Origin of the sequence: Streptomyces sp. NPDC058691, from assembly GCF_042714775.1 — a bacterium.
GTDB lineage: Bacteria > Actinomycetota > Actinomycetes > Streptomycetales > Streptomycetaceae > Actinacidiphila.
This window is the reverse complement of the sequence record NZ_JBHXSO010000016.1, coordinates 67,885-80,729: the sequence shown is the minus strand read 5'-3', so window position 1 is coordinate 80,729 and position 12,845 is coordinate 67,885. Positions and strand designations below refer to the sequence as shown.

The following is a 12,845-nucleotide window of genomic DNA, read 5'->3' as shown; positions in this document are numbered from 1 at the left end:
CACCCGATCAAGGAAGCAGCAGGCCCCCATGACGCCTCCCGCCGGTGTTCCCTCCTACGACGCCCATCCCCGTCAGGCCCCCGTGGGCGGCACGGTCGTCCGCGGCTGGGCGGCCGCCCTCGCCGCGCTGCCGGACGGCCCGGGCGTCCTCGCCCTCGACGGTCCCGGTGTCCTCGACTGGACCGCCGCGGTCGCCGGCCTGCGCGCGGCGGCGGCCACGACCGGTCTGCCGTTGTCCTTCCTGGACGTCCGCGAGCACCACGCCCCCTGGGACGTGGTCGAGAAGGCGACCCGGTCCGCCCGGCTGCCCGACGACCCGCACTTCGCCACCCTCGCCGAGGGCACCCTCGCCGACCTCTTCGACGGCGTTCCCGCGCCGGGCCGGCCCGGCGCGGGCTGGGCGGTCGTCCTCGGCCCCGGCGCGGCGCTCGTCGCCCACGACGTGCTGTGGTACGCCGACCTGCCCAAACGCTACGCGGAGGCGGCGATCACGGCCGGCACCGCCCGCAACCTCGCACAGCCCGAGGACGCCGGACCGGGCACCACCAAGCGGCTGTTCTACATCGACTGGCCGCTCCTGGACCAGCACCGCGAGTCCCTCGCCCCCCGCCTCGACCGGTGGCTGGACCTCCAGGACACGGCTTCGCCCGCGTCCCTGGACGGCGCGACGCTCCGACGCACCGCCGCCGCGCTCGCGGGCCGCCCCTTCCGCACCCGGCCGACCTTCAACACCACCTCCTGGGGCGGCCATTGGGCCCAGAACACGCTCGGCATGAACCAGGAGGCACGCAACACCGCCCTGGGGTACGAGCTCATCGCGCCCGAGTCGGGCGTCCTGGTCGGGGACGGTCCCGGGGCCGAGGTGGAGGTCCCGTTCCAGCTGCTGGTGGGGCTGCACCCGCGGGAGATCATGGGCGAACCCGTGCACCGCGCCTTCGGCACGTCCTTCCCCGTGCGCTTCGACTACCTCGACACCGTCGACGGCGGCAGCCTGTCGGTGCACTGCCATCCGCAGTCCGACTACATGCGCGAGGTGTTCGGCTGGCCGTACACCCAGCACGAGACCTACTACATGATGGTCGGCGGCGAGGACGCCAAGGTCTACCTCGGGCTGCGCGAGGACGCGGACGTCGAGCGGTTCGAACGCGAGGCGCACGCGGCGCACCACCACGGGCAGGCCTTCGACATCGAGCGGCATGTCGGCACCTTCCCCGCCGACCCCCACCAGCTGTTCCTGATCCCCGCGGGCACACCGCACGGCAGCGGCCGCGGCAACGTCGTGCTGGAGATCAGCGCCACCCCCTACCTGTACTCGCTGCGCTTCTACGACTGGCTCCGGCGGGACGCCGACGGCGCGCAGCGCCCCGTCCACGTCGGCCACGCCTTCTCGAACCTCGACCGCTCGCGGGCGGGCGCCGCCGTGGCCGACACCCTCGTGCCGCGGCCGCGCACGCTGCGCGAGGGCGACGGCTGGCACGAGGAGGTGATCGGGTCGCTGCCGGAGATGTTCTTCGAGGTGCGCCGCACGGTCCTCGCCCCCGGTGGCCGCGCCGACGACGACACCGCGGACCGCTTCCACATCCTCAACGTCGTCGAGGGCGAGGGCGCCGTCGTGGAGACCGCGGCCGGGCACCGCGTCACGCTGGCATACGCCGAGACCCTGGTGGTCCCCGCCGCCGTGGGCCGCTACACCGTGGCGCCGCTGGGCGCGGGCGGGGCCCGCCTGGTGAAGGCCCTGGTGCGGTGAGCGTCGCGGCCGTCCCGGCGGACGTTCCCGTCCTCGAGATCGGCGGCAGCCATGTGGCGGCGGCCCTCGTCGACCCGGCGACGCGGACGGTGCGGCCGGGCACGCGCCGGGCCGCTCCGCTGGCGCCGCACGGCTCCGCGCGGGAGATCGTGGACGGGGTCGCCCGGTGCGCGGCGTCGCTGCCGCCGGCGGGCACCACATGGGGCGTCGCTCTGCCCGGCCCCTTCGACTACGCGGCCGGCGTCGCCCGTTACCGGGGCGTCGGCAAGTTCGACGCCCTGGACGGGGTGGACGTCGGCGCCGCGCTGCGCCATGTCCTCGGGGAGCGGATGGCCGCCGTGACGTTCGTCAACGACGCGCACGCCTTCCTGCTGGGCGAGGCGGCGGCCGGCGCCGCGGCCGGGCACCGCCGGGCGGTGGGGATCACCCTCGGCACCGGAGTGGGTTCGGCGTTCCTCGCCGACGGCACGTGCGTCGTCTCCGGGCCCGACGTGCCTCCGCAGGGCCGCGCCGACCTGCTGACCGTCGACGGCCGCCCGCTGGAGGAGACCGTCTCCACCCGCGCCCTGGTCCGGCGGTTCGCGGCGACGGGCGAAGAAGGGGACGTGACGGGCGTGGCCGGCGTGAAGAGCGCGGCGGGCGTACGCGACGTGGCCGAGCGGGCGCGGGCCGGATCGGGTCAGGCCCGCCGGGTGCTCGACGAGGCCTTCGAGGCGCTGGGGCTGGCGCTCGGCCTGTGGATCGTCCGCTTCGGCGCGTCCGCGGTGGTCGTCGGCGGTTCGGTCGCCGGGGCCTGGGACCTGATCGAAGCGCCGCTCCTGCGCGGGCTGGACACGGCCGGGCCGGGGGTACCGCGGCCGCGTACGGCGGTCCACCCGCGGGACGCGGCCCTCATCGGTGCCGCGCCGCCGGGCGCGTTCCCCCGCTCAGCCGGCGGCTGAGGCCTCCGGCTGAGCGGGGCGGGAAAGGGGAGCCATGTCCCGGACCACCGCGCCGTACCCCCGCCGCTCACGCGGCGGCCCCGGCCTGCGTCGGTGTCTTCGCACACACACGAGCAGGCCGGGGTCCGGGGTTGCCGGGCGACGGGGTGATCAGCCGGCGGCCTCGACGGGACCGCCCTCGTACGCGGAGCGGGCGGTGCTCAGCAGTGCGCGCCAGGAGGTGACGGACGGGCGGCGGCGCAGGAGGGCGCGGCGCTCGCGCTCGGTCATCCCGCCCCAGATGCCGAATTCGATCTTGTTGTCCAGTGCGTCGGCGAGGCATTCGGTGCGGACCGGGCAGCCGGCGCACACGGCCTTGGCCCTGTTCTGTGCGGAGCCCTGCGCGAACAGCTCGTCCGGGTCGGACACGCGGCAAACGGCCTGGGCGCCCCAGTTCTCCACCCACGCCTGCGCTGCCACATCAAGCTTCATCCGTGCCTCTCTTCCGCTCAATCCCCGCGGTTGACATCGCCGTCTGATACGGGTTCCCGGGCGGAAGCGTTCAACTCCGTTCATGTGAGGCCATTTGATTTCATCAATGTGCGCGAGGGCGCTCCTGCATGATGGCCTGACCGCCCCTCACCCCGCCGGACGCGCGAGGTGCCGGTTACGAGGCGGAGGGGGCGAAGTCCGTGGACAGCGCCACCTCACGCCAGACGTCGATGTCGCGGGCCACCTCGGCGAGCTTGCCCTCGACGTCGCTGACGCTCGCCTTGCCCAGCGGCACACGGGCCGGCATCCGCTCCGCCCCGGCGACGGTGATGATGGCCGCGGCCGCCTTCACCGGGTCGCCGTCCTGGGCGTGGTTGCTGTCGTCGGCCCAGGCGCGCATGCCGCCCGAGCTGCCCTCGTAGTCGCCGATGACCCGCTCGGTGCGGTGCAGCGAGGAGGAGTCGAGGAAGTCGGTGCGGAACGGGCCCGGTTCGATGGAGGTCGCCTGGATGCCCAGCGGGGCGAGTTCCAGCCGCAGCGCCTCGGTGACGGCCTCGACGGAGAACTTGGTCGCGCAATACAGCCCCCAGCCCGCCCAGCCCACGAAACCGCCGACCGAGCTCAGGTTGACGATGCGCCCGGAACGCCGCGCCCGCATGACCGGCAGCACCGCCCGGGTCACGGTCAGCAGGCCGAAGAGATTGGTGTCGAAGACCGCCCGCGCCTCGGCGTCGCTGGTCTCCTCCACCGCGCCGAGCAGGCCCCGGCCCGCGTTGTTGACGAGGACGTCGATGCCGCCGAACCGCTCGACCGCCGCGTCGACGGCGGCCTGCGCCTGCCGCTCGTCGTTGACGTCCAGCGGCGCGGCCAGCACCCGGTCGCCGTGGGCCGCCAGGGCGTCCCGTAGCGGTCGCGGGTCCCGGGCCGTGGCGACGACGTCGTGGCCCTGCTCCAGGGCCTGCCGTGCGATCTCCAGACCGAAACCGCGGGACGCTCCGGTGATGAACCACGTGGTCATGGTGGTGTGCTCCTCATGGATACGGGACCGGCCGGTTCGCCGATCCGTCACCAGCGTGCGGCCGCCGCCGGGCGCGGACCAGAGAGGCCTTGACCGTAGGAGACACCTGCCTGGGACCGGCGGTACCACGCGGACGCGGATCGTCCGGCCGCGAAGGTCACCCTCGCGCGGGCGCCGGGGCCGAGGACCACGTGGCCAGGAAGCGAAGCGCCTCGTGCGACGGTGTGTCCGGCTGCGCCGTGTAGACGAAGACCGTGCGGTCCGGTTCGTCCCCCAGCACCAGGCTCTGGAAGTCCAGCGTCATCGCGCCCGCGACCGGATGCCGGAAGCTCTTGGTGCCCACCGCCCGCGTCCGTACCCGGTGGTCCGACCACCAGCGGCGGAAGTCGGGGTCCGCGGTGGACAGTTCCTCGACGAGGGCGAGCAGGCGCGCGTCCCCGGGATCGTGCGCCATGCCCATGCGCAGGTACCCCACGCACTCGCGCGCCACGTGCCTCCAGTCCGCGTAGAGCTCCCGGAAGAACGGCTCCAGGAACGCCAGCCGCACGAGATTGCGCTCCTCCTCCGGCAGGGCGCCGAAATCGGTCGCCAGGAGGGCCGCGCCGAGCGGGTTCCACGCCAGTACGTCCAGCCGGGGCCCCAGCAGCAGCGCGGGGAAGGCCCAGCCGTCGAGCAGGGTCCGGGTCTGCGGCCGGACGCCGGACGCCACGGGGTCCGACACCGGCGCGTGCGACGTCGCACCCGCCTCGGCGATCCGCAGCAGGTAGTCCCGCTCGTCGGGCCGCAGCCGCAGCGCCCGGGCCAGCGACTCCAGCACAGCGGTCGACACGTGCGCCGTGCGGCCCTGCTCCAGCCGCACCACGTAGTCGACACTGACGTTCGCCAGCTGTGCCAGCTCCTCGCGCCGCAGCCCCGGCACCCTGCGGTGGCGCCCGTCGTCGGGCAGACCCGCCTCGACCGGGTTCACGCGCGCACGGCAGGCCCGCAGGAAGTCACCCAGCGTGGGGTTCGAAGCATTGCGCTGACTCATACCTCGATTATCGCGCCCGGTCACGGCGCCGGAACGGGCCGCCGGGCCGGACGGCCCGGCGCCCGGCGGCCCTGGGCAGTCCCGGCCTCAGAAGGCCGCGTCGGCGAGGCGTCCGACCTGGTCCGGATCGGGCGACCAGCAGTAGAGCATCACCTCGTCGGCGCCGAGGGCGGTGAACGCGGCGACGGCGTCGCGAATCGCCCGCTCCGTGGTGAGCAGGCCCGCGGCGATCCCGGCGGCGTCGCCGGTGAACGCGTAGTACGCGCCGATGTTCGCGCGTGCCTCCTCGGCCACGGCCTCCGCACCGAGCGCGACGTTCACCTGGGCCAGCAGGCGCGGCCGCCCCGCCCGGCCGCGCGCCGTCCAGGCACGCTCCACGTCCCGGAAGAGCCGGTCCATCGACCGCGGGGGCAGAGCCGCGCCGATGAAGCCGTCGCCCCAGCGGGCGACACGTTCCGTCACGGCCGGGGCGAAGCCGCCGAAGAGCACTTCGGGACCGCCGGGTGTGGCGGGCGCGGGTCCGATCGGCCCGATGCCCGCGCCGTGGTCCTCGCCGGTCCAGGTGCGGCGCAGCGCCGCCATCTGTTCGTCGAGCCGGCGTCCGCGGCGCCGTGGGTCGACACCGGCGGCGAGGTAGTCGTCCTCGCGGCCGCCGACCCCGATGCCCAGGGTGAGCCGTCCGCCGGAAAGGCGGTCCAGCGTGGCCGTCTGCTTGGCGAGCAGCGCGGTGGTGTGCAGCGGCGCGATCAGCACTTCGGTCTGGAGCCGGATCCGGGTCGTCGCGCCGGCCAGTACGGCGAGGGCGACGAGCGGTTCGGGATTGCCGTAGACCAGGCGGTCCAGCAGGCCCAGCGTGGTGAAAGGGCCCGCGTCGGCGCGCCGTGCCCAGGCCGGCAGCCGGGCGGGGTCGTCGATGGGGAGGCCGAGGCCGATCTTCATGAGGGCGGTTCTCCTTCGGGAGGGCGGGCGTCATCACTGCCGCCCCTCCAAGGCCCCCGCACCCGCGGCGCGTTCGTGCTCCCGCTCTGCGGCGTCGTTCCAGGGAGCATGCTGTTCGAAGTGGCCTCACCGTACCCCGGCGGGCCCGGGCCGGCCAACGGGATCTCCCCCTGGCCGGCCGGCGTGGCACCGTCAGGAACGGGCCTCCTTCCAGGGGACGCTGGTCTCGAAGTACGTGTCGTAGAGCTCCTGGACGTCCAGAAGGGACTCCGGCGGCTGCTTGCCGTAGGCGATGCGCTCCAAGTGGCGGAAGTACTCGAAACGTTCCACACCCGGGGTGATGACGATGAGGATGTCGGCGTCGTGGCCGGGGGCGGCGGCGAAGGCGTGGGAGAGGCCGGGCGGGACGATGACGAGGTCACCGCGTTCCGCGGTCACGACCTGTTCGCCGGACAGGAGCTGGGCGGTGCCGTCGAGCAGGTAGAAGAGCTCGGCGGAGTTGCCGTGGCGGTGCGGCCTGGCCCCGTCGGCGCCGTCGGCGAGCGTGACGCGCTGCGTGGACAGCGCGCCGCCGGTGGCGCTGCTGTCGGCCAGCAGCCGGATGGTCGTGGGGGCGCGGCCGACGACCTCGGCGTCGGCGGTACGGACGACCACGGACTCGGTGAAGCCGGGAACGATCAAAGACACGGCCGGATCCTTTCGGCTGATGTGAGCGGCGGCGGTCAGCGGCGGTCAGACGGCGAAGAGCAGGGCGGCGCTGATCAGTACGACCACGGCGGTCGCGAAGTGGATCCCGAACGCGACGGCCTTCGTGCCGCCGTTACGGAGCACTATCAGGGTGTCGCCGAGCGGCAGCAGAGCGACGACCAGCATGTACCACGCCTCGGCCGCCGCGCCCACGAAGGCCAGAAGTGCCAGGCCGAGCACGCCGTACGCGCCGTCGCGCAGGCCCTTGACCGTCAGGTAGGCGCCGTCGCCGTTCTCCTTCGCCGGGACGCCGTAGCCGGCCGCCGCCGCGCGGGGCGCGAAGAGGAAGCGGGCCCCGATGAAGAGGACGAAGAGGTTGAGCACGACGGCGAGCGAGTAGGCGATGGTGCTGAGCATGTCTTCCCCCTGTGGCCTGTGGCTAGCGTTGCTAGGAACAGGAATGACGCTAGCAGAGCGTCGACATGAAATCTAGCGCTGCTAGAATCGAGCCATGACGATCCGGACGCGCCGAGAGCGCGAACGTGCCGAGCGGGAGGCGCTGATCATCACGGCGGCCCGCGAACTCGCCGAGGCCGAGGGCTGGGACGCGGTGACGACCCGGCGGCTCGCCGAGCGCGTCGAGTACAGCCAGCCGGTCCTGTACAGCCACTTCAAGGGCAAGGACGCCATCATGGCGGCCGTCGCGGTGGAGGGATTCGCCGACCTGGCCGAGGAGCTGCGCGCGGCCCGGGCGGCGGCGCCCGACGCCCACCGCGCGCTCGCCGACGTGAGCGCGGCCTACACCGGCTTCGCCGAGCGGCGCCCGGCCCTGTACGACGCGATGTTCGGCCAGGCCGTCGACCTGCCGTTCGCCACGCCGCAGGCTCCGGCCGCCCTGCACGCCTCCTTCGGCGAACTCGCCGAGGCCGTCCGTCCGCACGCCGGGGACGACGACCTCGGCCTGCTGACGGAGACGTTCTGGGCCGCGCTGCACGGCCTGGCGACGCTCACCCGCGGCGGACGCCTCCCCCGCGAGCGCCACGCCGACCGCCTCGCGCTCCTGCTGGCCCGGTTCACCAACTGACCCCTCGCGCCCGCAACTGACCGCTCCGCAGGGGCGTCCTCTTCAGTGGGGAGCCGTGGGGGGGCCGCATGCAGTTCATCGAGGTGACCGAACTGGCGGGGGTGCGTTCCGCGGTCGTCCGCTTCCGCAGACGCGGCAGCGGACTGTCCTTCGTGATCTTCCCCATGGTGCACCTGGGGGAACGGTCCTTCTACGACCAGGTCACCGCCCGGCTGCGCGCCCTGTGCGACCTGGTGATCGCGGAGGGGATCAGAGGCGAGTCGCCGAGCGCGGCCGCGCTCACGCAGTCCTACCGCCGGCTGGACGGCAGCGAACGGCTCGGCCTGGTCGTGCAGGACATCGACTACCGCGCGCTGGGCGTGCCGGTGGTGTGCCCGGACATGACGGGCGAGGAGTTCGAGAGCAGATGGCGGCGCGTCCCGCTCAGGGAAAGGGCCGCGGTGGCCGCCCTCGTGCCCGTCTACGCGACGGGGATGCGACTGCTCGGCACCCGGCGGTTCATGGCCCGGCACCTGCGCACCGAGGACCTGCTCACCGACACGGAGGAGGCCGCCGCCGGCGTCATGACGGGGATGGACGACGTGATACTGCACCGGCGGGACCGCCTCCTGCTGGACGCGGTGAAGGAGTTGCACCGCGCCCGCGGGGACCACAAGGAGCCGTACACGATCGGCATCGTCTACGGCGCCGAGCACATGCGCGCCGTGGCCCCGGCACTGGCCGACCTCGGCTACCACACGGCCGACTCCGAGTGGCTGACGGTGTTCGCGCTCGACCCGCCGCACGCCCGGCCGTGACTCCGCGGCCCGCCCCCGCCCAACGTCAGCGGACGGCGGCCTCGATCAGCTCCTGCAGGCGCAGCCCGCGCGCGGCGTCCAGTTCCCCGGGACGCCCGGTGCGGACGGCCTCGGCGAACTCGGCGCGCAGGATCGGCCAGCACTCCTCGTGGTCGATGCCGGCGGTGTCGTAGGTCAGCTCGCCGCCGGGGCCCAGGAGTTCGACCCGGGTACGGGCCTTGGGCAGGTTGACGCTCCCGGACAGGGAGGCCTGGCTGACGGCGCCGTTCTCGTGCTCGCAGGTCAGCTCGACCCAGCGGCGGGGATCGCCGGTGGCGCGGATCGCGGTGATCGGGCCGATCGCGGCGTCGAGCAGGTCGATCAGATGCGGGCCGAGGTCGAGCAGGGCGCCCTGCTCCAGCCGCCAGCCGGTGGCGAACTCCCCGCCGAGGAAGGCCCCGTGGAGGTAGCAGGAGCGCGCGCCGACGACCTCGGTGTCCCGGGCCCGGCGCAGGAAGTCGCGGGTCACGGGGTGGTAGCGCTTGGTCAGCACCATCTGCGAGACGACGCCGGCCTCGGCGACGGCGTCGGCGACCGCACGTGCCGAGGCCAGGTCCGGTCCGAGCGGCTTCTCCAGGAGTACGGCCTTGCCCGCCTTGGCGGCGCGCACGGCGAGTTCGGCCTGCACGGCCGGGGGCACGGCGAAGGCGACGGCCTCGCACTGGTCGAAGAGCTCCTCCGGGCTGCCGGCGGCCAACGTGCCGTAGGCGTCGGCGATCTCCTGGGCGGCCTCGGACCGGCGGGCCCACACCGCGGTGAGCCGGGTCTCGGGACCGGCGGCGATCATCCGGGCGTGCATGGCTCGGGCCCACGGACCGGCGCCGATGAGGCCGACCCGTACGGGGGCCTGGCCGGAGGCCGGAAGGGGGGCGGGGCCGGAAGCGGGAAGGGGGGCGGGGCCGGAAGCGGGAAGGGGGGCGGGGCTGTTCACTGGGCTTGCTCCAAGAGGCGGTTCGGGTCCTCGGCCGCCAGGCGGGCGTTGGCCTGGTCCGGCGCGTAAAGGTGCTCCACGACCATGGCGGTGGCGCCGGCGAGCGCGGAACGCTCCGCGAGGCGCGAGGTGACGACCTGGAGATGGCGCGTGGCGCGGGGAAGGGCGCGCTGGTAGAGCAGTTCGCGGACGCCCGTGACGAAGTGGGTCTCGGCGAGGTCGCCGGCGATCATCAGGACGCCGGGGTTGAGCAGCGTGACGACGGTGACCAGGACCTCGCCGCAGCGCCGGCCGGCCTCGCGGGCCAGTCGCACCGCGTCGGGATGGCCCGCGTCCAGGTGGGCGCGGACGTCCGCGGCGGAGGCGGCGGCGACGCCGAGGGCGCTGAGCTGCCCGGCCAGCGCCCGGCCGCTGGCGACGGCGGCGAGGCAGCCGTAGGAGCCGCACATGCAGCGCGCTTCCGGCGCGTCGTGCAGGCGGATGTGGCCGAGGTCGCCCGCGCCGCCGTCGATGCCGCGGAAGGGCCGGCCGTCGATGACGACGCCCGCGCCGATGCCGGTCGACACCTTCACCAGGACGAAGGCCGAGCAGTCGCGCCACGAGTCGCGCTGCTCGCCCAGGGCCATGAGGTTGGCGTCGTTGTCGACGAGCACCGGCACGCCGGACGGCAGTCCGGCGTACCGGGCGAGTGCCTCCTGCATGCGGCCCGGGACGGGGTAGCCGTCCCAGCCGGGCATGATCGGCGGCCGGACGACCACGCCCGTCGACTGGTCGACGGGTCCGGGCACCGACAGGCCGACGCCGCACACCGCGGCCGGGGCGATCCCGGCCGCGGCGAGCAGGCCCGCGAACCGGCGCGCGAGTTCGTCCAGGACCTGCTCGGGCCCCTCGTCGAGGAGGAGGTCCCCGGAGTGCTCGGCGAGCACCCGGCCGGACAGGTCCAGCACGGCCACCCGGGCGTGGGCGGTGTCGAGGTCCGCGGCGAGCACGGCGGCGTGCCCCGGGTCGAACCGCAGGTGGAGAGAGGGCCGTCCGCCGGTGGACGGGCCGCCCGGCACCGCGTCCACCCAGCCCGCGGCGAACAGCTGGTCCAGCCGCTGGCCGACCGTCGAGCGGGACAGGCCGGTGACACTCTGGAGTTCGCCGCGCGTGGTCGCCTGCCCGGTGCGGATCAGTTCCAGCAGATGTCCTGCCGTGCTCCAGGGCGTTGCCATCCGTGCTCGTTCCCCCTCGTGTCGGGCCACTGCGCTCAGCTCTTGTCCGCGCCGCTGGTCAGGCCCTCGGTGAGAAGCCGTTCGGCCGCGTAGAAAAGGAGTACCACGGGAATCGTGAGCACCACCGAGCCGGCCATGAGCACGGTCTTGGGAACCTCGATGCCGTTGGCGAGCTGTGCCAGGCCGAGGGAGACCGTCCACTTGTCGGGATCGGCCGCGAGGAACAGCAGGGCGAACAGGAACTCGTTCCAGGCGATCATGAAGACATACAGGCCGGTGGCCATCAACGACGGTGCGGCGAGCGGGAGGACGACCCGCCGCACGGTCTGCAGCCGCGAGCAGCCGTCGAGCGCCGCGGCCTCCTCGATGCTCTCGGGGATGGTGATGAAGTAGTTCTTCAGCATGTAGATCGAGACCGGGACGGTCTGCGCGATGTAGACGATCGCGAGGCCGAACAGGCTGCCCTGCAGGCCGATCCGGGCGAACACCACGAACAGCGGCACGGCCAGCAGCGTGGCCGGGAAGAGGTACACGGCGAGGAAGACGGCGCTGACCTGGCGGCCGCCGAAGAACTTCAGCCGGCTCACCGCGTACGCGCCGGGGACGGAGACCAGCAGGGTCAGCGCCACCGTGCCGAGCGCCACGATGGCGGAGTTGCCGAGCATCCGCAGGAAGCCCTGGCCGCCGTCGTCGACGGACTCCAGGACGGTCCGGTAGGTGTCGAAGGTGATCTGGGAGGTGCCGACCCAGAGCTTGCCCGGGTCGAGCAGGAGCTCGTCGATCGGCTTCAGCGACAGCAGCACCATGTAGTAGAAGGGGAAGATCGTGGCGACCGCGAGGCCGGCGATCACCACCCAGCGCAGGACCGCGAAGGTCCGGTCCTCGATCTGCGCGCGACTGGCCATCACGCCTCCTCCTGAACCTTCTTGGCGAAGAACTTGAAGTAGATGCCGAGCAGCACGGCGAGGATCGCCGCCAGGATCAGGGCCTGCGCCGCGGCGGCGCCCACGTCGTAGCGGGCGGTGAGGAAGTCGTAGACGCGCACGGCCACGACGTCGGTGCCGGAGCCGCCGCCGGTCAGCAGGTAGACGTCGTCGAACTTGTTGAACGTCATGATGAAGCGGAGCACCGACAGCAGGGCGATGACCGGCATGAGCTGCGGCAGCAGGATGTGCCGGAAGCGCTGGGTGATCGTCGCGCCGTCCACGACGGCGGCCTCCTCGAGCCCGTCCGGTACCGCCTGGAGGCGGGCGAGGAGGAAGAGGAAGGCGAAGGGGAAGTAGCGCCAGATCTCGAAGGCGATCACGGTGAGCAGGGCCAGCGGCACGTGGACGTGCCAGCCGAGCAGGGAGATCTCCTGCGACCGGGTCGACAGGAAGGCGATGGGCTTGTCCCAGCCCAGCAGGTTGGTGCCGACCTCGTTGACGATGCCGAACTGCGGGCTGAGGGCGACCTCCCAGACGAACGTCACGGCCACCACCGGCGCCACGTAGGGCAGCAGCATGGTGCCGCGCAGCAGCGCGCGGCCCCGGAAGGGGCGGCGCAGCGCGAGCGCCGCGACGAGTCCGAGGACGATGGAACCGACCGTGGCGCCGACCGTGTAGGCGAGCGTGGTCCACAGGGAGGTCCAGAAGCCGGGCGAGGTGAAGACCTCGGTGAAGTTCCTCCAGGTCCAGTTGGACAGGAAGTCCATGCCCTGGATGTCGACCAGCCGGGCGTGCTGGAAGGCCAGCAGCACGGTCCAGGCGATCGGGAGGATCACGACGACCAGGACGACGAGGACGGTGGGCGACACGAAGGCCAGGCCCGTCCGGTTCTCGCGCTGGGCCAGGGTCAGGGGCCGGCGCTCACGGGGGCCCTTCGGGGTGCCCGCTGCCGGGGTTCTGTGCTGCTGCGTGCTCTGTGCGGTGCTCATCACTGCTTCCTTGAAGGACGAGGCCGGTGGCG

At 73.4% G+C, this 12,845-nt stretch carries 14 protein-coding genes; 4 read left to right on the top strand and 10 right to left on the bottom strand.

Annotated elements, in window-relative coordinates; translation table 11 throughout:
• Positions 1 to 28: 28 nt before the first annotated feature.
• Positions 29 to 1,747: a class I mannose-6-phosphate isomerase gene (locus tag ACFWVC_RS13830; RefSeq protein WP_384283896.1), complete on the top strand. Its 1,719-nt coding sequence runs from the start codon at positions 29 to 31 to the stop codon at positions 1,745 to 1,747.
• A complete protein-coding gene (locus ACFWVC_RS13825) occupies positions 1,744 to 2,688 on the top strand; it encodes an ROK family protein (protein ID WP_384283894.1) in 945 nt (314 codons plus the stop codon). Before ACFWVC_RS13830 ends, ACFWVC_RS13825 begins: the two co-directional genes overlap by 4 nt.
• 150 nt (positions 2,689 to 2,838) lie before the next feature.
• Here ACFWVC_RS13825 and ACFWVC_RS13820 read toward each other — a convergent pair whose 3' ends face one another.
• The 6 genes from ACFWVC_RS13820 to ACFWVC_RS13795 form a co-directional block, all read right to left on the bottom strand.
• On the bottom strand, positions 2,839 to 3,159 hold the full coding sequence (locus ACFWVC_RS13820) for a WhiB family transcriptional regulator (protein WP_384283892.1): 321 nt from the start codon (positions 3,157 to 3,159) through the stop codon (positions 2,839 to 2,841).
• 175 nt (positions 3,160 to 3,334) lie between these two features.
• The gene (locus ACFWVC_RS13815) at positions 3,335 to 4,177 is read right to left on the bottom strand and encodes an oxidoreductase (RefSeq protein WP_384283889.1); all 843 of its coding nucleotides are present in this window, start codon (positions 4,175 to 4,177) and stop codon (positions 3,335 to 3,337) included.
• A gap of 157 nt (positions 4,178 to 4,334) precedes the next feature.
• Entirely contained in the window at positions 4,335 to 5,207 is an 873-nt protein-coding gene (locus tag ACFWVC_RS13810) for a helix-turn-helix transcriptional regulator (protein WP_384283887.1), read from the bottom strand.
• Positions 5,208 to 5,294: 87 nt separating this feature from the next.
• On the bottom strand, positions 5,295 to 6,146 hold the full coding sequence (locus ACFWVC_RS13805) for an LLM class flavin-dependent oxidoreductase (RefSeq protein ID WP_384283885.1): 852 nt from the start codon (positions 6,144 to 6,146) through the stop codon (positions 5,295 to 5,297).
• Positions 6,147 to 6,338: 192 nt separating this feature from the next.
• Positions 6,339 to 6,833, bottom strand: coding sequence for a cupin domain-containing protein (locus ACFWVC_RS13800; protein WP_384283883.1), 495 nt, complete (start codon positions 6,831 to 6,833; stop codon positions 6,339 to 6,341).
• 45 nt (positions 6,834 to 6,878) lie between these two features.
• The gene (locus ACFWVC_RS13795; protein WP_384283881.1) at positions 6,879 to 7,250 is read right to left on the bottom strand and encodes a DUF4267 domain-containing protein; all 372 of its coding nucleotides are present in this window, start codon (positions 7,248 to 7,250) and stop codon (positions 6,879 to 6,881) included.
• A gap of 94 nt (positions 7,251 to 7,344) precedes the next feature.
• On the opposite strand from ACFWVC_RS13795, the gene ACFWVC_RS13790 reads away from it, so the two are divergent.
• On the top strand, positions 7,345 to 7,917 hold the full coding sequence (locus ACFWVC_RS13790; RefSeq protein ID WP_384283879.1) for a TetR/AcrR family transcriptional regulator: 573 nt from the start codon (positions 7,345 to 7,347) through the stop codon (positions 7,915 to 7,917).
• Between the two features lie 68 nt (positions 7,918 to 7,985).
• Positions 7,986 to 8,714: a hypothetical protein gene (locus tag ACFWVC_RS13785; protein ID WP_384283876.1), complete on the top strand. Its 729-nt coding sequence runs from the start codon at positions 7,986 to 7,988 to the stop codon at positions 8,712 to 8,714.
• A gap of 25 nt (positions 8,715 to 8,739) precedes the next feature.
• On the opposite strand, the gene ACFWVC_RS13780 is transcribed toward ACFWVC_RS13785, so the two are convergent.
• From ACFWVC_RS13780 to ACFWVC_RS13765, 4 genes are read right to left on the bottom strand one after another with little or no spacing between them, the layout of a single operon-like run.
• The gene (locus ACFWVC_RS13780; protein WP_384283873.1) at positions 8,740 to 9,684 is read right to left on the bottom strand and encodes a Gfo/Idh/MocA family protein; all 945 of its coding nucleotides are present in this window, start codon (positions 9,682 to 9,684) and stop codon (positions 8,740 to 8,742) included.
• Positions 9,681 to 10,898, bottom strand: coding sequence for an ROK family protein (locus tag ACFWVC_RS13775; RefSeq protein WP_384283871.1), 1,218 nt, complete (start codon positions 10,896 to 10,898; stop codon positions 9,681 to 9,683). Before ACFWVC_RS13775 ends, ACFWVC_RS13780 begins: the two co-directional genes overlap by 4 nt.
• A gap of 35 nt (positions 10,899 to 10,933) precedes the next feature.
• Complete coding sequence (locus ACFWVC_RS13770; RefSeq protein WP_384283868.1) at positions 10,934 to 11,803, bottom strand: carbohydrate ABC transporter permease; 870 nt, start codon at positions 11,801 to 11,803, stop codon at positions 10,934 to 10,936.
• On the bottom strand, positions 11,803 to 12,813 hold the full coding sequence (locus ACFWVC_RS13765) for a carbohydrate ABC transporter permease (RefSeq protein WP_384283864.1): 1,011 nt from the start codon (positions 12,811 to 12,813) through the stop codon (positions 11,803 to 11,805). Before ACFWVC_RS13765 ends, ACFWVC_RS13770 begins: the two co-directional genes overlap by 1 nt.
• Positions 12,814 to 12,845: the final 32 nt, after the last annotated feature.